Origin of the sequence: Clostridium sp. YIM B02551 (genome assembly GCF_022324735.1) — a bacterium.
GTDB classification, from domain to species: Bacteria; Bacillota; Clostridia; order Clostridiales; family Clostridiaceae; genus Clostridium_T; species Clostridium_T paridis.
Map to the genome: position 1 here is coordinate 185,165 of NZ_JAKGTF010000002.1, position 20,873 is coordinate 206,037.

Sequence of the window (20,873 nt, forward strand, 5' to 3'; positions counted from 1 at the left end):
ATCCCTCCTTTGTTTAAATATATTCATATAGATAAACATCTTATTACAAAAAAAATTTATCAAAGTAATAATATCTACTAAATAGTTACTATTAAAAATTAATACTTTATCAGTTTTATTTTATAAACAAAAAAAAGTAGAGAACCTTCCTCTACTTTTTTCACCTTATTATTTACTTAATAACTTAATAACTTAATTTTTCTCAACTCTTACAGCAGTGCCATAACATAGTACCTCTGTTATTCCCTGAGATACCTCATTTGCATCATACCTAACACCTATTATTGCATTAGCTCCAAGTTCATCTGCATGTTCAAGCATAAGTCCAAAAGAGTCCTCTCTTGCAGTTTCACATAAATCTGTATATATACTTATATTCCCACCTACTATACTTTGTAACCCTGCTCCAATATTACCAACTATGCTTCTTGAACGTACTATTATCCCTCTAACAAGGCCTAAATTCTCGACAATTGTATATCCATGTAAATCAAAAGCTGTAGTAACTAACTTTTTATCCATTTTAAACCCTCATTTCATTTTTTACTATATTATACCATGCCATCTTTTAGCCTACATTAATATCCCCTTAAGAATATCTTAATTCTACTATATCTCTATTTATTTATAATCTTTAATAAATCACTACCATAATTCTTAAGTTTTCTCTCACCTATCCCTTGAATTGAAATTAACTCCTCTTCATTTTTTGGCTTTTTATTTGCTAATTCAATTAGTGTTCTATCACTAAACAATATATATGGTTTAACTTTTTCCTCAACTGATTTGTCTTTCCTATAAATTCTAAGTTTTTTAAATAATTCTTCATCTTCACAAACCATTGTTGCACTCTTATCCAACTTCAAAAATACCTTTGAATCTCCTTTTAAGATTCTTATAGACTTATCATTTAATTTAAGCATAGAATAAGTGCCTTCTTTTAATTGCACATATCCATTATCTATAAGCCCTTTAATTATAGTTCTTATATAACTAGAAGAATATTCCCTCATTATCCCAAAGGTAGAAAGATTATTTAATGTATTTTGAATTATTTTAGGTCCCTTTACCCCTCTTAGAATATCAATAAGAACTGATATACCATAACTTTGTTGAGTTCTATATACACAAGATAAAATCTTTTGAGCTTCAATGGTGAAATCTAGTATATCCTCATTTTCAAAGCAATTAGAACAGTTATTACAGTAACCATTAGTGGTTTTTTCTCCAAAGTAATTTAATATATATTCTTTATAACACGTTTCACTTTCACAAAAAGCTAGGAATTCATTAAGTTTACGTAGTTCTATTTCTCGTCTATTAATCAAGCTTGTAGTATTAATTAAATATTCTACTGATGCTATATCTTCTCTTGAATATAACAAATGACACTTGCAGCTTTCACCATCTCTTCCGCCTCTTCCTATCTCTTGGTAATAACTTTCAAGATTTTTAGGTATAGAAAAATGTATAATATATCTTATGTTTGATTTATCTATTCCCATTCCAAATGCATTTGTTGCTATCATTGTATTTCTATTATCTAAAAGAAATTCTTCTTGATTAAAATTTCTCTCTTCTTCCTTCATTCCACCATGATATTTTGCAACAGAAAATCCTATATCATTTAAATAATCATATAAACCATCTACTTCTTTTTTAGTAAGGCAATACACAATTCCGCTACTTGTATTATCTCGAAGATAATCTTTTACAAACTCCAGCTTATCTTCTTCCTTATTTATATAAATAATTAGATTTTCTCTATTAAAACTTCCTATATATATATATGGATCTCTTAGGTTTAAAAGTTTTATAGTATCTTTTCTTACCTCTTCAGTAGCAGTGGCAGTAAATGCTGAAATTACAGGCGAAGAATTTAATTTCGATATAAATGGAGATATTTCTCTATAACTAGTTCTAAAATCATGTCCCCATTGTGAAACGCAGTGGGCTTCATCAATTGCAATTTGTGAGATTAATATACTATTGCATAACTTTAACGTAAACTTAGAATTTAAGCGTTCTGGCGCCATATATACAATTTTATACTTACCACTAAGTATCTCTTTTTCTATTAGCTTAACCTTCTCTAAAGTAATAGAAGAATTAATATAAACTGCATCTATCCCCAATTGATTTAAACTATCTACTTGGTCTTTCATAAGAGATATAAGTGGAGAAATAACCAAAGTAATCCCCGGAAGTAGCAATGCAGGAATCTGATAACATACTGATTTACCTGCCCCAGTAGATAAAATTCCAAATGTGTCTTTTCCATGAAGTATGCTATTTATTATCTCCCATTGACCTTCTTTAAATTCTGTGTATCCATATATATCTTGTAATATTTTTTCTGCTTCTTTTCTTAAATACATTTACTCACCTTTAATCCATAAAAGCATTTTAATAATCATATTCTATAAAAACCCGGCATAAACCGAGTTTTCTATAAATAGCTTATATAATATCATTTATCTCTACTATTGTGCCATCTTTTGTTCCAAAGTTTAATATTATCTTATTTATACCTTTTTGCTTTAAATCTGGCATTATTGTTTCTATAAAATGATTTTTACTTATTCCAACTAATTTGGCCCAATATAACTGTTCTTTAAAAACATTATTATTCCCTTGAGCTGAACTGTAATACAAATATGCATAATTGTCATTTGATGATGTTCTTATATAGTAATCAATATTATTTAGGTCTGCAGCATCTCTAGCTACTAAATATATTCTATCTGGTAAAATATTTTTACTATTTTGCATATTATTATCCATGTTGTAAGTCTGAGTACCTACACTAGTCTGTGGATTTGCATTTGGTTGAACGCTCACAGTATTTGAGAAGTTAACATCAAAATTAATTGATTTAGAATATATATCATCATATCTTCTTATAAAATAAGGTATATTTCCTGCTAAAATAATACTAAACTCAGTATTATTATTAATAAAGCAATTATTAAAATTATTACCTTTGTTTTTTAAAATAATATTAAACTTTTCTAAGGAAATCTCATCATAATTATTATCATCATCATTTATAAATTCTCTATTAGTATAAACATATACGGATTTAGTTCTATTCATATTTGATGGAAAAACTGCTATATTCCCTCCTCTAGTTGCTATGTATACTTTCTCAAGTCTCAAAAGCACTTCTAACTTAGCCATTTCATATGCGTCACTGCCTTTAATAAGCTGAAATTTTTCAACCTCTTCTACAAAATTCATAAATTTTCCCCCTATACAAGTTACTTTTCAAGATTATTAAATACTTTTTCTTTTAACTCCATCCCAGTTTTAGTTATTGCTAACCCTCCTAAGGCGGTTTCTCTTAGCTCACTTGGCATGTTTTTTCCTACTGTATATACGGCAGAAAGAGCATCATCAAAAGGAATTTTGCTTTCGACTCCTGCCATAACTAAATCTGCTGTTGTAAGTGCACTAATTGCTCCTGCAAAGTTTCTTTTAGCGCAAGGCACTTCAACTAACCCAGCTATTGGATCACAAACTAATCCAATTATATTTTTAAATACAATAGCCGCTGCATCCAAGCTCATTTTAGGACTTCCACCCATCATTTCTACAACTGCTGCTGCACTCATGGCTGCTGCCGAGCCACACTCAGCCTGACATCCACCTTCTGCTCCTGCTAATGTAGCGTTTTGTGCAATAATTAATCCTAATGCTGCGGCTGAAAATAATCCTCTTATTTGTTCATCTTCAGATAACTCTAACTTTTCTCCAGCTGTCAATATAACTGCTGGTAATATCCCGCAAGACCCAGCAGTTGGACATGCTACTATTTGCCCCATTGATGCATTTACTTCAGCACAGGATATTGCTCTTCCCATTGCTTTTATCATAACATTTCCAGTAATTGATTTTCCACTATTTAAATATTTTTTTATTTTATATCCATCTCCACCAATTAACCCACTTACAGAATATACTTCTTTCTCCATTCCTTCACTGCAAGACTTTTTCATTACTTCATAATGCTTTCTCATTAATTCTATTACTTCTTCTCTTGTTGCTTCCTTAGAATCCATTTCGTATAATATAGCATATTCACTTAAAGATATACCTTTACTTTCACATATCTCTAATAATTCTAACCCATCTTTTGCAAACATGATTGTTATTCTCCTTCTTTTATTGGATTTATTCTTATAACTTTTGAAATATCATTAATAGATTTAATCTCATCCATAATAAAATCTGGAATTGGATTATCTACTTCAAATAACATGGTTGCATCTTTACCCTTTTCACTTCTAAATACCTTCATAAACGCTATATTAATATTTTCCTTATATAATAAAGCCGTAACTTTTGATACACTTCCTGGAACATCCTTATGAGAAATTATTAAAGTAGGATAATTTCCTGTAAAATCAACTTTTTGATTATTTATCTCAATTACTTGAATATTTCCTCCTCCAATAGAGGATCCCACTAATGAATATACTACTCCTGTTTTTCCAGTAATTATACACTTAACAGTATTGGGGTGTACTTCTCCTAAATTTGCTTCAATGAATTCTACTTTTATTCCAACCTCTTTAGCTATATCAAGGGAATTTCTAAGTCTAATATCACTTGGATTCATTCCCAAAATGCCTGCAGCTAATGCTCTATCTGTACCATGTCCTTTATACGTTTTTGAGAATGAACCATGTAGCAGGAAACTAACTTCTTTAATATCTTCTCCTGCAACAATTCTAGCCATTCTAGCTATTCTTGTTGCTCCTGCTGTGTGTGAAGATGAGGGTCCTATCATTATAGGACCAATAATATCAAATACATCATACTTTTTCATAATGCTCCTCACTTTTTCTTTTGATTATTTATAGGGCTTTTTATAGGAAACTTAACTTATTCTTGTTTGATACTATAGGTTTCTGGACATTTTCAGGCATGAATAAATTATTAGTTGAACTTAAAACCCTTTATTAATATTTATAAAAACAGCTTCCACCAATAAATTCTCTTAATATGGAGTTTTCGGGTACTAAATCTACTGGTACTTCCTTAAAGAAACTTAAAAAAGATTTCAGTCTTTCAGCTTCATAAAATACGGAACTATCCTCATTTATCTTATTTAATTCTTTTAATGCAAAACTTTTGAGGACACATAGCTCATATACTAAAGTTGAATTGAACATAACATCTGCTTCTTCCTGATAAACAAAAATATTACGTTCCTCTCCTCTCTTAATTGATGGCCACATTTCTAAAGTTTGTTCTCCTCCATATCCACGAGTAAGATAGTCTCTAACAATTCTTCTTATTTTTCTTATATCAGTTGTTGCTATCCTATTATGATTATCTAAATTTAGTTGTGTTAATGCACTAATATAAATTTTAAATTTATTTTTATCTGCAATTGACTCAGTTAATTGATTGTTTAGCCCATGAATACCTTCAATAACTAAAACTCCATTTTGAGGCAGTCTAAATCGTCTACCTTCAGGTTCTCTTGTACCTGTAATAAAGTTATAAATGGGTATTTCAACTTCTTCCCCTTTTAGAAGTAATTCTAAGTGCTTATTAAATAGATCTAAATCAAGTGCATTAATATTTTCATAGTCTGGTTTCCCTTCTTCATCAAGGGGACTCCTATCTCTATCTATAAAATAATCATCTAATGAAATGGGGATAGGAAGAAGACCATTTACTCTTAATTGAATAGATAGACGCTTTGAGAATGTAGTCTTGCCTGATGAACTAGGACCAGCAATTAATACTACTCTAACTTCTTTTTCGTCACTTATTTTATCTGCTATATATGCAATTTTCTTTTCATGAAGTGCTTCTGACACTCTTATCAAATCTTGAGCATCTGTAGAAATCATTTTATCATTCAAAGATCCCACTTCTCCGACTCCTAGAATATTGAGCCATTGCTCAGTTTCTCTAAATATACTGGATAATTTTTTATGTTCCTTAAACTCAATTATTTTCGTAGGAGCTTTATCATCTGGGTATCTTAATATAAATCCTTGATCATAAAAAATAACATCAAACAATCTAACACTTCCAGTATTAGGTGCCATATAACCATAAAAATAATCATATCTTCCATCTAATTCATAAACATTTACCTTATCAAATTCCATATGCGATAAAAGTTTTACCTTATCAACCATACCATATCCTTCAAAGATATTTATGGCCTTCTGCTTAGATATTTTGAACTTATTTATGGGCAGATTCTTATCAATCAATTCTTTCATTTTTGATTTTATATTCTTGACATCTTCTTCAGTTAATACCTTTTCTTTATGAATTTCTCCATAGATTCCTTTACTAATTGAATGTTCCATAGTTATTTTAGAATCAGGAAATAAATCTAAAGTAGCCTTTATAAATATGAAAGTCATTGTTCTTCCATAAACCTGCATGCCTTCTACTGTATTATTTTTTATTGCTTCAAAGGTTCCACTTTCTTCTAATGAGCTATTTAGTTCACGAAATCTTCCATTCACCTTTGCGAGCATTATTGACATTTCATCTTTTTCATAATATTTCTCTATTATATCTTTTAATATAGTTCCCTGTTTCACTTCAATACTTTTACCATTACATAATGTTAAACTTAAGCTTTTCATTTCCCAATACCTCCTAAAAGAATTAAACATATTGACAAATTATACCTTATTATATTATATAACATAGCTTTGAAAATTCATAACCATACATATATTTCTCATTAATAGTTAATATTATTTTTGAGGTGTTTTTATGTTTATTGTTATATTTCGTACATGTATTTTATATCTTCTCGTGGTTTTAGTAATTAGACTTATGGGAAAACGTCAAATTGGTGAACTTCAACCATATGAATTAGTTATTACTATAATTATTTCAGATCTTGCTACTGTTCCTATGCAAGACGTCAGACTTCCATTAATTTTGGGTATTATTCCTATAATGTCACTTTTGATTCTAGAACTTATTTTAACAGAACTTCAGCTAAAAAGTAACTTTATGCGAAAAATTATTGATGGTAATCCTTCAATAATAATTAAGAATGGAAAGCTAAACGAAAAAGAACTTAAGAGTCAAAGAATAAATCTTGATGATCTCATGGAAGAATTAAGAATTAGTGGAAACCTAGATATATCTAAAATTAAATATGCTTTGCTAGAAAACAATGGTCAGCTTTCTATAATTCCTATGGATAATACCACGATGAACTTACCAGCAATTTTATATGTTGATGGTCAATATAATAAAGAAACCTTATCACAAATGAACAAAGATACTAAATGGCTAGAACAAAAACTACAAAACAAGGGCGTAAATATTGAAGATACCTTTATTGTATTGCTAGATAGTACTGGAAAGCTAATACATCAGCTAAAAGGTGACTTTGAAAAAATGGAGAGTGAAAAGAAATGAGAAATTCAATAATTTCTATAGCTTTATTTGCTACTCTTTTAGGGTTTCTCTTTTATGCAAATGGGAAACTCACTGGTATTTGTGAACATATATTGAAAAACTCTGAAGAAACTGAAACACTAATAACTGAAGAGAATTGGGAAAAAAGTTATGATAAAACTGTAGAATTAATAGATTACATAAAAGATAATTCCTCTGCAGTAGCTTTATATGTAAATCATACTGACTTTGATAACTTAAATATAGAAGCTTCAAAGCTAAGTCAATACATCAAATATCATAATCCTGAAGAAGCTTTAGCTTCATTACATGCTATAAAATTTTCAACTAATTATATACTAGACTTGCAGGAAGTTAGTATAAAAAATATTTTCTAAACCATAGCATAGAAAACTGAGGAATTTCTCTGTTCTCTATGCTACAATTTCTTTCTTATCTATTTAAAAATACTATTAATTTTATAAATTATGATTAAGCATTAAACTTATCTTAAATGATGTTCCAATCCCTAATGTACTATATAATTCAATTTTTCCTCCATGCAATTCAATAATTTTTTTTGAAATAGCTAGTCCGAGTCCTGCTCCTCCTGAACTTACTCTCGTTTTATCACCTCTTGTAAATTCATTGAATACTACTTCTTGAAAATCTTTATCCATTCCTATCCCATTATCAACTACTTCAATAAAAACTTCTTCCTTCACTTTTGTCAAATTAAATATAATTTTTGTCCTTACTGGATTATATTTAAGTGAATTTGATATCAAATTTGATATTGCTCTATACATCTCCTGTTTATCAATATTTATAAATATCGGTTTATCATATATATTTATTTCGTAACTAAACTTACTTTTCTCTAGCTCAGGTAGATGTTCAATTATAGTTCTTCTATAAAATTCACATATATCAATCTTCTCTAAATTTAATTTAAACGTAGATGCATCCATTTTGGAAAATGAAAATAATTCGTCAATTAAATAATTCATTCTTTCACTTTTCTTTAAAATATAATCTAAATATTTTTTTCTTTTAATGGGATCTGCAACCATATCGTCTCTAAGTGCTATTGCATATCCTTCAATTGAGGTAATAGGAGTCTTTAAATCATGAGAAATATCTGCAATCATTATCTTTTTATTTTCTTCTATCTTATTTTTTTCTTCTTCTGTCTTTTGAATCTTTTCAGACATTGAATTTAAAGCGTCTCTAATAGTTGCTAATTCACTATCTGCTCTGCAATTAATTCTATTTGAGTAATTCCCACTACTTATTTCCTCAATACCCTTAATAATATGCTTTATAGGATTAGCTATATTCTTTGAAATCAACTTACTTATTAATAATAAGAATATTAAACTAGTTATAAAGAAACCGCCGTAAATCAATAACATTATCTTTTTTATTTTTTCATCTAAATTTTTTTCATCATAATAAAAGCTCGGTGTAGTACTATTCATCATTGACCTTAATTTTGTATCCTTATTTTCATCTGCAGGAAACTTGACTAATAAAATCATTTCATTTCCAGCCTTATCTTTAAAGCTTTTACCAAATACATATTCTTTTAGATTAACATCAGCTGAAGGTGAATTATATGTTTCTTGCAAAATATCTACTAGTTCTCCTGTAGAATATTCAGTTACTTTATCTAGCTTATTTCCTTTGATATATACTATTTTGTTATCTTTAATTACTTCAAGCCATCCATCATATTTTGATAAAACTGAAATATCTATATTTTCATAGTCTTCTTTAACTAATGAATCTATATAATTTTTTATATTATTATCCTTCATTGTATCAGATGAAACTTTGACCATAAATAATGCAAAAACAATAGATAACACTAAAAACAAAAAAACAGTCATAGAAATTATAACTATATTTCCTAGTGTAATCTTAAAAAAAATACCTGATGGTTTAATTTTATTTAACTTAAGTTTTTTGAACATCTTTTCACCACTTAGTCCCATTGAAATTTATAGCCTAACCCTCTAACAGTTTTAAGGTATTTAGGTGACCTTGGACATTCTTCTATCTTGTCCCTAATATTACTTATATGAACCATAATTGTATTGTCATCTCCGTAATACTCATCTTCCCATACTTGTTCAAATATCTGTTTTTTTGTAAATACCTTATTAGGATTTTTCATCAAAAATCTCATGATTTTATATTCAGTTACTGTCATTATAATTTCTCTATTATCTTTTAAAAGCATACATTGATTTTCATCAAGAACAAGGGTCCCTAATATTATCTTTCCACTCTTTATATCATTAACAATTTCTGCTTCTTCTCCTTTAAGCTCAGTAAATCTTCTTATATGTGCTCCAACTCTTGCACTTAATTCAAGAGGATTAAATGGCTTAATTATGTAATCATCTGCTCCCAAACCTAATCCAAGTATTAGATCATTTGCATCACTCTTAGCCGATATAAAAATAACCGGTATATTATATCTCTCTCTAATTTTCTTTACTAATTGATATCCATCTATCCCTGGAATCATTATATCTAATAAAACTAGATCTATTTTCTCACTAGTTATGATTCTCCATGCTTCAATTCCATCTTCTGCTTTATAAACCCTATAGCCATCCTTTTCTAAGTATAATTCTATCAACTCAATTATCTCTACTTCATCGTCTACAATTAAGATATTTCGCATTTTATCTCCCCCTTGATAAAACCATTATATTACATTACTTAAAAATATTATATAATATTCTACTTACAAAAAAGCAAAGCAAAACCCAGCAGTAGCTGAGTTTTACTAGAAAACCATATCTAATTATTCATAACTAATTATTTCAACAACATTCATCTTAGATGCCTTAGATGCTGGCATCAAGCCTGAAATGGTTGATATGACAAAAGTTATTCCAAAACATATTCCTAGGTTTACCAGACTCAATACTACTTGAGTTTCTTTTAAAACATAAGTATTAAGTACAACTGTGATTATAGCTGCTACAGCACAGCCTAAAATTGCACCTAAAATTCCAAGTAAAGCTGCTTGAACTAAAAATATGTTTTTTATTGCTCTTCTTGATGCTCCTACTGCCTTCATAATTCCTATAGTTTTTTTCTTTTCTTGTATACTCATATTCATAGTATTAATTAATCCAATACTAGCAACCAGAATAACTATTACTCCAGCAACAGAAAAGATTAATTTAAAGCTTTTTGTAGCTGCTGCCATCTTTTGAGATAATTCTGCCATTGTAAATGTCTCAAAACCTACTTTATTCCTTACTTCATCATTAATAGTTTTAACATCATCGAGAGTTTTTGCTCTTACAACAAGGCTTGGATAACCAGTTTCTTTGAAATAATCTGTTTTCTCTGAGTAATAATTTAAAACTTCCTCTGCTACTTGCTGGGAACAAATTATATTTCTCTTTTCATCACTGCTTTCTTTTAATACCCCCACTATCTTTCCTTTAGTAGAGAATGATTGTCTTACTGCTACTCCATTTATAACTGGTGCATCAACTTTTAAAGTAATTTCCTTACCTAAAACATCTTCTCCATTATCTATCCCAATAGCTTTTAAGTACTTCTCACCAACAATAATCTCATTTTTATCATTGGAAAAATCATTTCCATAGGCTAAATCACTTTTGAATGATTTGTAGTAGTTGAAATTATATCCTCTTAATGTAACACCTTTATTTTGTACACTGCTTCCTTCTATAGTAACACCAGTTAGCTTTGTTTCTAATATTGCCTTGACATATTCTACTCCAGAAATTTTACTTATCTTATCTAAATCTTCTGTAGTAATATTTTTAGTTTCTCTTTTTTGACCAGCTGCATTTTTATCTTGCACGCCTACATTAATACTAACTGAACCTGCTGCAGAAGGTTTAATATTAAAAACTGTTATTTCTTGTGTATCTGAGAATGTAGAAAACATATTCTCAACCTGTTTTGCTAAGGTATCTCCTAGTCCAAGCATAGCCATGAGCAAAAGGCTTCCTACTGATATCGCTACAATAGTTAGAAAACTCCTTAGCTTTCTTCTTCTTATGTCTGAAAATGCCATTTTAATTCCATCAGTAAACTTCATTTAGTTACACCTCCTAACTTTGTAATGCATCTACTGGATTCAATTTTGATGCTCTGCTTGCTGGATAAATCCCTGCAATTAAAGCTAATAATATTGAAAAACCAACTGAAGCAACTACAAGCCATATTGGCAATCCGAACTCTAATGTCATTGAATACCCTTTACTCTTCAAATATATATTTATAAAAATTTGTCCTAATTTAATTAAGGAAAAGCCTAATATAACTCCTGTAACACCTCCAATTAATCCAATGGAAGAAGATTGTACTAGAAATATATTTTTTATATCCCTTGAACTTGCACCGACTGCTTTCATTACACCAATACTTCTGAACTTTTCATATATTGCCATAATCATAGTATTAATAATTCCAATAGCAGCAACCACTAAAACTATTACACCTAAGGACGATAATATCAAGCTTATACCATTTAACATTTTATTAATTGATTTAGCCATTTCTTGTGCTGATGTTGTCATATAACCTAAATCTTCAATTTTAGTTACTATGCCATCTACATTCTTTATATCCTTTGCTGCAACAGATATATTAGAATATCCTTTCTCTTGTAAGTAATTCTTTGACGATTCCTTAAATGATAATACTTCACTCAAATCTTCATCACTAACTACTATTGATGAAGCCTCAGTAAAATTTTTATCTATAATTCCTGCTATTTTAAATTCCTTAACAAAGGGGTTTACTTTTACTAGACCAATTGTATCAACTGTAACCTTAAAAGTTTTTCCTATTAATGCTTCTGGATTATCTATCTTATTATCAAGTATTACATTTTCTCCAAGTAATACCTGTCCTTTTTCCCCTTTAGTTAGTGTAGAACCATATTTAATAAAATTTATAGACTTATCCTTTTTACTTTCTCTTTTATCACTTATTGCACTATTAGTTATTAGTTGATCATCTAAATTAGCACCTATTAAACTAATAGTTCCTTCATAATCCTTGTCTGCAATATTATATCTATAGTTTGTCGAATCACTAATATATGCTCTTATACTATCTACACCTTCAATTTTTCTAATTTCACCTAATGTAGTTTTATCTATCTTCAAAGAGTTTTCTTCCATCCATGCATTATAATCATTTTCAGAATTTAGATCCATTGTCTCATCTGTGTCCACATTACTCTTAATATTACTAACACTTATTAGCTTACTACTTGCATCACTATTTAAATTTTCTAGTAAAACTCTTTTGAAGTTAATACCAAGGCCAACCATTGATATTAATAACATAGTTCCAATAGTAATTCCTAAAGTAGTTAAAAAGGTTCTTCCTTTTCTTCTTTTTAAATCCCTAAACGCCATACCAATGGAATCTTTAAACTTCATCTATTATCCCTCCCTTACTTGAGAGTCACTGCTGCTATCTGCAACTATTTCACCATCTTGAATTCTTACAATTCTATTAGCTCTGAGAGCCTCTTTTTCATTATGTGTTACCATAATTATCGTATATCCTTTTTCATTTAATTCTTTAAATACATTCATTATCTTACTTCCAGTTTTAGAATCTAAATTTCCTGTAGGTTCATCAGCAAATATTATAGCTGGATCATTTACAAGTGCTCTCGCAATAGAAACCCTTTGTCTTTGTCCACCTGACATTTCTGTAGGCTTATGTTTTGACAAATCAGTTAATCCTACTAATTCTAATGCTTTTAAGGCTTTAATCTTTCTTTCCTTTTTAGATGCACCTGAAAAAATTAATGGCATCATTACATTTTCTAATGCAGTTTGTGTATTTTCCAAATTAAAAGCTTGAAAAACGAATCCTATTGTAGAATTTCTATACTTTGACATCTCCTTATCTTTTAATTTAGAAATATCCTTTCCTTCCACAGATATTGTCCCACTAGTTGGTTTATCAAGTCCTCCAATTATATGCATAAGAGTTGACTTACCTGATCCTGAAGGACCTAGTATAGCTATGAATTCACCATTTTCAATCTTTAGGTTAATTCCTCTTAAAGCTTCAACCGTTTCTTTTCCCATTCTATACTTTTTGGTAACATTTGATATCTCAATCATAACTTGCCTTCCTTTATACTCATTTTTAAAGATTATTATAAATAAATAACCTTAATTTATCATAATCTATATCTTAAGATTATCTTAATTCCATCAAATTATTACCATAAATGCTAAACTTTATTCAGCCGCATGATAAATAAATATGTATTTTTTATGCACATATTTGCATATCATTTCGTGTTAAACCTTTACTTTTAATGATTTTATAAATAAAAAAGAATTTTATAAGTATTTATTGCATAATTATTCATTAGGACTTATAATGAATAATATCACAAATTGGTAATTCTAAGGGGGTACTATTAATGAAAAAATTTAACAAAATCTTATTAGCATATTCTGGTGGTTTAGATACATCAATAATAATTCCATGGCTTAAGGAAACCTATGGCTCTGAAGAAGTTATAGCCGTAGTAGGTGACGTTGGTCAAGGTGATGATGAACTAGAAGGTTTAGAAGAGAAAGCTATTAAAACGGGAGCATCTAAGATATATATTGAAAATCTACAAAAAGAATTTGTTTATGATTATATATTCCCAACTTTAAAAGCTGGAGCAGTTTATGAAGGAAAGTACTTACTTGGAACTTCCTTTGCTAGACCAGTTATTGCAAAGAGAATGGTTGAAATTGCAAAGGCTGAAGGAGTTGATGCAATTGCTCATGGTTGCACAGGAAAAGGCAATGACCAAGTTCGTTTTGAGTTAACTATAAAAGCCTTTGCACCTGATATGCCAATAGTTGCTCCTTGGAGAATATGGGAACTGAAATCAAGAGAAGAAGAAATTGAATATGCAATTAAAAAGAATGTTCCAATTAAAATAACTTATGAAACAAATTATTCAAAGGATAAAAATCTATGGCACTTAAGTCACGAGGGATTAGATTTAGAAGATCCAAATAATGAGCCAAAATATGATGAGATATTAGAAATGGGGGTTTCCCCAGAAAAAGCACCTGATTCTCCAACTTATATAACTCTTTCATTTGAAAAAGGAATTCCAGTTGCTTTAAATGGTGAAAAGCTTGATGGGGTTTCATTAATCAAAGCATTGAATAAAGTTGGTGGAGAAAATGGCGTTGGAATTATTGATATAGTAGAAAACCGTTTGGTTGGTATGAAATCAAGAGGTGTTTATGAAACACCAGGTGGATCAATACTTTACTATGCTCACAAGGAATTAGAATATTTATGTTTAGATAGAGACACACTACACTACAAGGACCAGGTAGCCTTAAAATTTGCTGAATTAGTTTATTATGGACAATGGTTTACTCCTTTAAGAGAAGCTCTTTCATCTTTTGTTGATAAAACTCAAGAAACAGTAACTGGAGAAGTAAAACTTAAACTTTATAAAGGTAATATAGTAACTGCTGGAACTTCTTCACCTTACTCATTATATTCAGAAGAATATGCAACTTTTGGTGAGGATGCAGTATATGACCAAAAAGATTCTGAAGGATTCATTAACCTATTTGGGTTGCCAATTACAGTAAAAGCAAAAATGGACGCAAAAATGGATGGAGTGAAATAATTATGAAGTTATGGGGCGGAAGATTTGAAAAAGCCGTAGACACACTAGTTAATGATTTCAATTCTTCTATAAGAACAGACGGAAGGATGTTTAAAGAAGATATTGAAGGAAGCCTAGCTCATGTCAAAATGCTTATTCATCAAAATATTATCCCAAAAGAAGACGGTGAAAAAATTATTTATGGCTTATTGGAAATAAATAAACGAATTGAAAATGGGGTTATTGAGATAGATCAATCTTCTGAAGATATACATTCCTTTATTGAAGCTACTCTTACCTATTATATTGGGGATGAAGGAAAAAAACTTCATACTGGTAGAAGTAGAAATGATCAAGTTACTTTGGATACAAGGTTGTATTTAAAGAAGAGTTTGTCTTCTCTTGTTAATACTCTTTTAGACTTACAAGAGACAATATTATTAAAATCACAAGAAAACATCCAAACTATTATGCCAGGTTATACGCATCTTCAAAAAGCTCAACCTATTACTTTTGCTCATCACTTATTAGCTTATGGTGAAATGTTCAAGCGAGATATAGGAAGAATATTAGATGGTTATAAAAGAGTGGATCAAATGCCATTAGGTAGTGGTGCATTAGCAACCTCTACCTACCCAATTGACAGAGAAATGGTTGCTAAAGAGCTTGGTTTTTCTGGTATTTGCTTAAATAGCTTGGATGCTGTATCAGATAGAGATTATGTCATCGAAACTCTTTCTACACTTTCCATGATAATGATGCACCTTTCAAGATTTTCAGAAGAGATAATCTTATGGTGTACTGGAGAATTTAACTTTATAGAACTTGATGATGCTTATTCTACAGGTAGTTCAATAATGCCTCAAAAGAAAAATCCTGATGTTGCAGAATTAGTTAGAGGGAAAACAGGAAGAGTTTATGGGGGCTTAATCACTCTTCTAACCTTTATGAAAGGAATTCCTTTAGCTTATAACAAGGATATGCAAGAGGACAAAGAAGCTTTATTTGATGCATTAGACACTACTTTCCTTTCAATTAGAACTTTTAATGGTATGTTAAAAACCCTAAAAGTAAAAAAAGATAATATGCGAAAAGGGGCACTTGGCGGCTTTACTAATGCTACAGATGTTGCTGACTATTTAGTAAAAAAAGGTGTTGCTTTTAGAAACGCACATGAAGTTGTTGGGGCTATCGTTTTACAATGTATAAATGAAAATAAGAATATTGAAGAATTATCTTTAAAAGAATTAAAAGAATTTTCACCAGAATTTGAAGAAGATATTTATAACGCTATATCACTGGAGACTTGTGTTGAAGAACGAAAGGTTATTGGGGGGCCAAGTTCTCAATCAGTTAAAATGCAGTTAGATATTCTAAAATCCTTTATTCAGGATCACAGGAATTTATAAGTATTTACTTTAAAAGAAAAAGGGGGCTACTAATTTGATAAAGGTCGGAATAATTGGTGGAACAGGATACGTTGGAGCTGAACTTATAAGACTTCTAATGAGTCATAAAAAAGTTGAAATTGCTGCTATTTCATCTGTTAGTTTTAAGGGGCAAAATCTATCAGAAATATATCCAAGTTTCTATAAACTTACTAACTTAATATGTTCAGAAGAGGATGATGTAATAGATAAAAGTGATGTTATTTTCGCAGCACTTCCTCATGGATTAAGTGAGCATATAGCAAAAAAAATACTATCAAAAGGCAAAATCTGCATTGATATGGGGGCTGATTTTAGACTTTCTGATGAATCTATATATAAAAAGTGGTACGGGAAAAGCTTTGATATACCTGAGTTACATGGAAAAGAAGTTTATGGGTTACCAGAGCTCAATAAAGAAAAAATTAAAGAAAGTAAATTAATTGCTAATCCTGGCTGTTATGCAACTTCTATCGAACTAGCATTACTTCCATTGCTTTCTATGAATCTCATAGAACCAACTGGAATAATTGCTGATTCAAAATCTGGTACTACTGGAGCCGGAAGAAACTTATCTCAAAGCAGCCACTTTACTGATTGTAATGAGAGTTTAAGTGCATATAAAATAGCCAGCCATAGACATACACCTGAAATTGAAGAAGTGCTATCATCAATCTCCTCTGAAAAGGTAAAATTAATTTTCACACCACATCTTCTTCCTATAAACAGAGGAATTTTATCAACAATATATGTTACTCCAAAAGACAAAATAGATTTAGAAGAGCTTCATAAAGAATACTCCACTTATTATGATAATAAGCCCTTTGTAAAAATTCTACCTTTAGGAGAGGCATCAAAAATAAATAATATTAAGCTTTCAAACTATTGTCATATTTCACTTCATTATGATGAAGAAAATAATAAATTAATATTAATTTCCTGTTTAGATAACATGGTTAAAGGAGCTGCTGGTCAGGGTATACAAAATATGAATATAGTTTTAGGTTTTGATGAAACAGAAGGCTTGGATTTTGTTCCACCTGCATTTTAATCTATTCATGTAATAAATTATATTTAACTCTAAATAAATAAGGGGGCTTTTTTATGACTATAAAATATATTCAAGGCGGAGTAACCTCACCAAAAGGATTTACTTCGTCTGGAATCCATTGTGGAATTAAAAAAAATAAAGATAAAAAAGATTTAGCTCTAATAATATCTGAAAAAGAATGTAATGCTGCCGCTGTATATACTAAAAACCAAGTAAAAGGTGCTCCTTTACTTGTAACAAAAGATCACTTAAAAAATAATACAGCTAAAGCAATTATTATAAATAGCGGTAATGCAAATACTTGCACAGGAGATACTGGGCTAGCTAATGCAAGAAAAATGTGTGAATTTGTAGCTAATGCATTAAATTATAATACTGAGGATGTTATCGTTGCTTCAACTGGTGTTATAGGGGTTCAATTAGATATAGATAAAATAAAGGATTCTATTCCAACTTTAGTTGGTTCTTTAAGTGAAAATGGATATCTAGCTTCTACCGAAGCCATCATGACAACAGACACCTTCGAAAAAACTCTTGCATTAGAATTTGAACTATCTGGCAAAAAAGTTACTATTGGTGCTATGGCAAAAGGCTCTGGTATGATACACCCTAATATGGCAACAATGCTTTCTTTTATAACTACAGATATAAACATATCTCCTACTCTACTAGATAAGGCTCTTAAAGCTAGCGTTAACATCAGTTATAATCGTATCTCAGTAGATGGAGATACTTCAACCAACGATATGGTAACCATCTTAGCAAATGGTCTTGCAGAAAATAACCTAATAGATGAAGAAAATGAGGATTATCTTTTATTTTTAGAGGCTTTAAAGACAATAACAATTTCTCTAGCAAAAATGATAGCTAAAGATGGTGAAGGTGCCACCAAACTAATTGAATGTACTGTGCTTAATGCCAAGTCTGAAGAGGAAGGTGAGCTACTTAGTAAGTCAGTTATTTCTTCAAGCTTAGTAAAGGCTGCAATATTTGGAAGCGATGCTAATTGGGGTAGAATTCTATGCGCTTTAGGATATTCAGGCATTGATTTTGATCCATTAAAAGTTGATTTAACTTTTGGAAGTTCTGTTGGTACTATTAAAGTTTGTGAAAATGGAAGTCCCTTGAATTTCTCCGAAGAAATAGCTAAGAATATACTTTTAGAAAAAGAAATTCAAATACTAGTAGATATGAAAGCAGGGAGTAATACTGTAACATGTTGGGGCTGCGACTTAACTTACGATTATGTAAAAATAAACGGAGATTATAGATCTTAAAGGAGGAAAATGAAATTGAACCATATTGAAAGGGCAAATATATTAGTTCAGGCACTACCATACATCCAACAATACTCTGGTAAAACAATAGTAGTTAAATATGGCGGAAATGCTATGATTAATGAAGACTTGAAACAAGGAGTTATTAATGATCTTATATTGATGAAATGTGTTGGCATAAATGTTGTTGTAGTTCATGGTGGTGGTCCTGACATCTCCTCCTTTTTGAAGAAGATTAATAAAGAAAGTACATTTATTAATGGATTAAGATACACCGATGAAGAAACAATAGATATTGTACAAATGGTTCTTGGTGGCAAGGTTAATAAAGACTTAGTAAAGTTAATTGAAGGTTATGGAGGAAAAGCTATAGGTCTATGTGGCATTGATGGTTCTATGATAAAAGCAAAAAAACTATCAAGTGAAATTGATCTAGGGAACGTAGGGGAAATTACTAAGGTTAATACTGAAATAATTGAAAGAACTCTTGCAGATGGATACATCCCTATTATAGGTAGTATTGCATTAGGTGAGGATGGAAAAGTATATAACATAAATGCCGATACCTGCGCAGCTAAGATTGCTTCAGCCCTAAAAGCTGAAAGTCTTATGCTTCTTACAGATGTTCCTGGAGTCATGAGAGATCCTAAAGATCCTTCAACTCTTATATCTGAATTGAGATTACATGAAATTCCAAAACTTCATCTAGAAAATGTTATACAAGGAGGAATGATTCCTAAAATAGGTTGTTGTATGGAATCAGTAAGAATGGGTGTTAAAAAGGCTCACATTATAGATGGTAGAGTTGAACATTCTTTAATTCTAGAATTATTCTCAGATGAGGGTATTGGAACTATGATTTATTAAGGGGGAAATTGTAATGGATAATTTACTTGGGGCAAATGAATACTTAATGAATACTTATGCTAATCTTTCTATTGTATTAGATCATGGCAAAGAAAGTAAGTTATATGATATAAACGGAAAAGAATATATAGATTTTACATCTGGAATAGGTGTATCTTCTCTTGGATATGGTCACGAAGGTTGGGTAAATGCGGTTACTGAACAAGTTAAAAAACTTGCTCATACCTCTAACATTTTTTTAAATGAACCAGTCTTAAACCTTGCAAAGAAGATAACTGAAATATCTAATATGAAGAAAGTTTTTTTTGCTAATTCCGGAGCTGAAGCAAACGAAGGTGCCATAAAGCTTGCAAGAAAATATAGTTATGATAAATATGGAGAAGGTAGAAATACAATTATCACCTTAAATAAAAGCTTCCATGGTAGAACTATAACAACTTTAAAGGCTACTGGACAAGAAAAGTTTCATAAATACTTCTACCCTTTTACTGAAGGCTTTAAATATGCAGATGCTAATGATATAGATTCATTAATATCATGTGTAGATGATTCTACCTGTGCAATTATGATAGAAGCTATACAAGGGGAAGGCGGAGTTAATCCACTAAAAAAAGATTTTGTTGATGAAATCTTTAAAATAGCTACTAAAAAGGACTTATTAGTTATATTTGATGAAGTTCAATGTGGTATAGGAAGAACAGGGAAATTATACGGTTTTAATAATTTTAATGTTGAGCCAGATATAATAACTTTAGCAAAAGGCTTAGGGGCGGGCCTTCCTATAGGAGCTGTTTTATGTAATGAAAAACTCCAAGAAACTTTTAAACCAGGAGATCATGGTTCAACCTTTGGAGGAAATCCTGTAGTCATTTCTGGTGCTTTAGAAGTTCTAAATATAGTTTCTAATGATAGTTTTTTAAATGAGGTTTCTAAAAAATGTAAATTAATTAAAACATTCTTTAAGAATGCTTCTTCCTCAAAAGTTAAAGAAGTAAGAGGTATGGGCCTAATGATAGGTATAGAAGTTACTGAAGAAGCTTCAAAGATTCAAAAAGCAGCCTTAGATAATGGTTTATTAGTTTTAACCGCTGGACCTAACGTACTAAGAATGTTACCTCCACTTATAATCTCAAATGAAGAACTAGAAAAAGGTTTAAGTATCTTATTACAAGCAATAGAAAATGTATAAT

19 protein-coding genes are annotated in these 20,873 nt (G+C 30.2%); 8 read left to right on the plus strand and 11 right to left on the minus strand.

Features of this window, described 5'->3' with window-relative positions; all coding sequences use genetic code 11:
* Window positions 1-192: 192 nt before the first annotated feature.
* The 6 genes from L1S47_RS03570 to L1S47_RS03595 all read right to left on the minus strand — a co-directional run bounded on the left by L1S47_RS03570 (window position 193) and on the right by L1S47_RS03595 (window position 6,623).
* On the minus strand, window positions 193-522 hold the full coding sequence (locus L1S47_RS03570; protein ID WP_238882134.1) for a YbjQ family protein: 330 nt from the start codon (window positions 520-522) through the stop codon (window positions 193-195).
* Window positions 523-617: 95 nt separating this feature from the next.
* The gene (gene recQ / locus L1S47_RS03575) at window positions 618-2,378 is read right to left on the minus strand and encodes a DNA helicase RecQ (RefSeq protein ID WP_238882135.1); all 1,761 of its coding nucleotides are present in this window, start codon (window positions 2,376-2,378) and stop codon (window positions 618-620) included.
* A gap of 82 nt (window positions 2,379-2,460) precedes the next feature.
* Entirely contained in the window at window positions 2,461-3,240 is a 780-nt protein-coding gene (locus L1S47_RS03580) for a hypothetical protein (protein WP_238882136.1), read from the minus strand.
* 20 nt (window positions 3,241-3,260) lie between these two features.
* Complete coding sequence (gene sdaAA, locus L1S47_RS03585; RefSeq protein ID WP_238882137.1) at window positions 3,261-4,145, minus strand: L-serine ammonia-lyase, iron-sulfur-dependent, subunit alpha; 885 nt, start codon at window positions 4,143-4,145, stop codon at window positions 3,261-3,263.
* A 5-nt stretch (window positions 4,146-4,150) separates the two neighbouring features.
* Window positions 4,151-4,831 carry an L-serine ammonia-lyase, iron-sulfur-dependent subunit beta gene (gene sdaAB / locus L1S47_RS03590; protein WP_238882138.1) on the minus strand — a complete coding sequence of 227 codons (681 nt, stop codon included), beginning with the start codon at window positions 4,829-4,831 and terminating at the stop codon, window positions 4,151-4,153.
* 133 nt (window positions 4,832-4,964) lie between these two features.
* Window positions 4,965-6,623: a nucleoside kinase gene (locus L1S47_RS03595; RefSeq protein WP_238882139.1), complete on the minus strand. Its 1,659-nt coding sequence runs from the start codon at window positions 6,621-6,623 to the stop codon at window positions 4,965-4,967.
* 133 nt (window positions 6,624-6,756) lie between these two features.
* Here L1S47_RS03595 and L1S47_RS03600 point away from each other — a divergent pair, with 133 nt between their 5' ends.
* Together L1S47_RS03600 and L1S47_RS03605 are read left to right on the plus strand one after the other, a co-directional pair.
* Window positions 6,757-7,416, plus strand: coding sequence for a DUF421 domain-containing protein (locus L1S47_RS03600; protein WP_202769448.1), 660 nt, complete (start codon window positions 6,757-6,759; stop codon window positions 7,414-7,416).
* Window positions 7,413-7,793, plus strand: a complete 381-nt coding sequence (locus L1S47_RS03605) for a DUF4363 family protein (protein WP_238882140.1) — start codon at window positions 7,413-7,415, stop codon at window positions 7,791-7,793. The genes L1S47_RS03600 and L1S47_RS03605 overlap by 4 nt, the downstream gene beginning before the upstream one ends.
* 81 nt (window positions 7,794-7,874) lie before the next feature.
* Here the strand turns inward: L1S47_RS03605 and L1S47_RS03610 are convergent, their stop codons facing one another.
* The 5 genes from L1S47_RS03610 to L1S47_RS03630 all read right to left on the minus strand — a co-directional run bounded on the left by L1S47_RS03610 (window position 7,875) and on the right by L1S47_RS03630 (window position 13,547).
* Complete coding sequence (locus L1S47_RS03610) at window positions 7,875-9,371, minus strand: HAMP domain-containing sensor histidine kinase (RefSeq protein ID WP_238882141.1); 1,497 nt, start codon at window positions 9,369-9,371, stop codon at window positions 7,875-7,877.
* 11 nt (window positions 9,372-9,382) lie between these two features.
* On the minus strand, window positions 9,383-10,090 hold the full coding sequence (locus L1S47_RS03615) for a response regulator transcription factor (protein ID WP_202769445.1): 708 nt from the start codon (window positions 10,088-10,090) through the stop codon (window positions 9,383-9,385).
* 123 nt (window positions 10,091-10,213) lie between these two features.
* The gene (locus tag L1S47_RS03620) at window positions 10,214-11,494 is read right to left on the minus strand and encodes an FtsX-like permease family protein (protein WP_238882142.1); all 1,281 of its coding nucleotides are present in this window, start codon (window positions 11,492-11,494) and stop codon (window positions 10,214-10,216) included.
* Window positions 11,495-11,507: 13 nt separating this feature from the next.
* Window positions 11,508-12,848: an ABC transporter permease gene (locus L1S47_RS03625; RefSeq protein ID WP_238882143.1), complete on the minus strand. Its 1,341-nt coding sequence runs from the start codon at window positions 12,846-12,848 to the stop codon at window positions 11,508-11,510.
* A gap of 3 nt (window positions 12,849-12,851) precedes the next feature.
* Window positions 12,852-13,547, minus strand: coding sequence for an ABC transporter ATP-binding protein (locus tag L1S47_RS03630; RefSeq protein ID WP_238882144.1), 696 nt, complete (start codon window positions 13,545-13,547; stop codon window positions 12,852-12,854).
* Window positions 13,548-13,855: 308 nt separating this feature from the next.
* On the opposite strand from L1S47_RS03630, the gene L1S47_RS03635 reads away from it, so the two are divergent.
* The 6 genes from L1S47_RS03635 to L1S47_RS03660 are packed head-to-tail and all read left to right on the plus strand — an operon-like array spanning window position 13,856 to window position 20,872.
* Complete coding sequence (locus tag L1S47_RS03635) at window positions 13,856-15,082, plus strand: argininosuccinate synthase (protein WP_238882145.1); 1,227 nt, start codon at window positions 13,856-13,858, stop codon at window positions 15,080-15,082.
* Between the two features lie 2 nt (window positions 15,083-15,084).
* On the plus strand, window positions 15,085-16,470 hold the full coding sequence (gene argH / locus L1S47_RS03640) for an argininosuccinate lyase (protein ID WP_238882146.1): 1,386 nt from the start codon (window positions 15,085-15,087) through the stop codon (window positions 16,468-16,470).
* Window positions 16,471-16,504: 34 nt separating this feature from the next.
* Entirely contained in the window at window positions 16,505-17,539 is a 1,035-nt protein-coding gene (argC, locus tag L1S47_RS03645) for an N-acetyl-gamma-glutamyl-phosphate reductase (protein WP_238882147.1), read from the plus strand.
* Between the two features lie 53 nt (window positions 17,540-17,592).
* Entirely contained in the window at window positions 17,593-18,816 is a 1,224-nt protein-coding gene (argJ, locus tag L1S47_RS03650) for a bifunctional ornithine acetyltransferase/N-acetylglutamate synthase (RefSeq protein ID WP_238882148.1), read from the plus strand.
* A 15-nt stretch (window positions 18,817-18,831) separates the two neighbouring features.
* Window positions 18,832-19,683 carry an acetylglutamate kinase gene (argB, locus tag L1S47_RS03655; RefSeq protein WP_238882149.1) on the plus strand — a complete coding sequence of 284 codons (852 nt, stop codon included), beginning with the start codon at window positions 18,832-18,834 and terminating at the stop codon, window positions 19,681-19,683.
* Window positions 19,684-19,696: 13 nt separating this feature from the next.
* Entirely contained in the window at window positions 19,697-20,872 is a 1,176-nt protein-coding gene (locus tag L1S47_RS03660; protein WP_238882150.1) for an aspartate aminotransferase family protein, read from the plus strand.
* Window position 20,873: the final 1 nt, after the last annotated feature.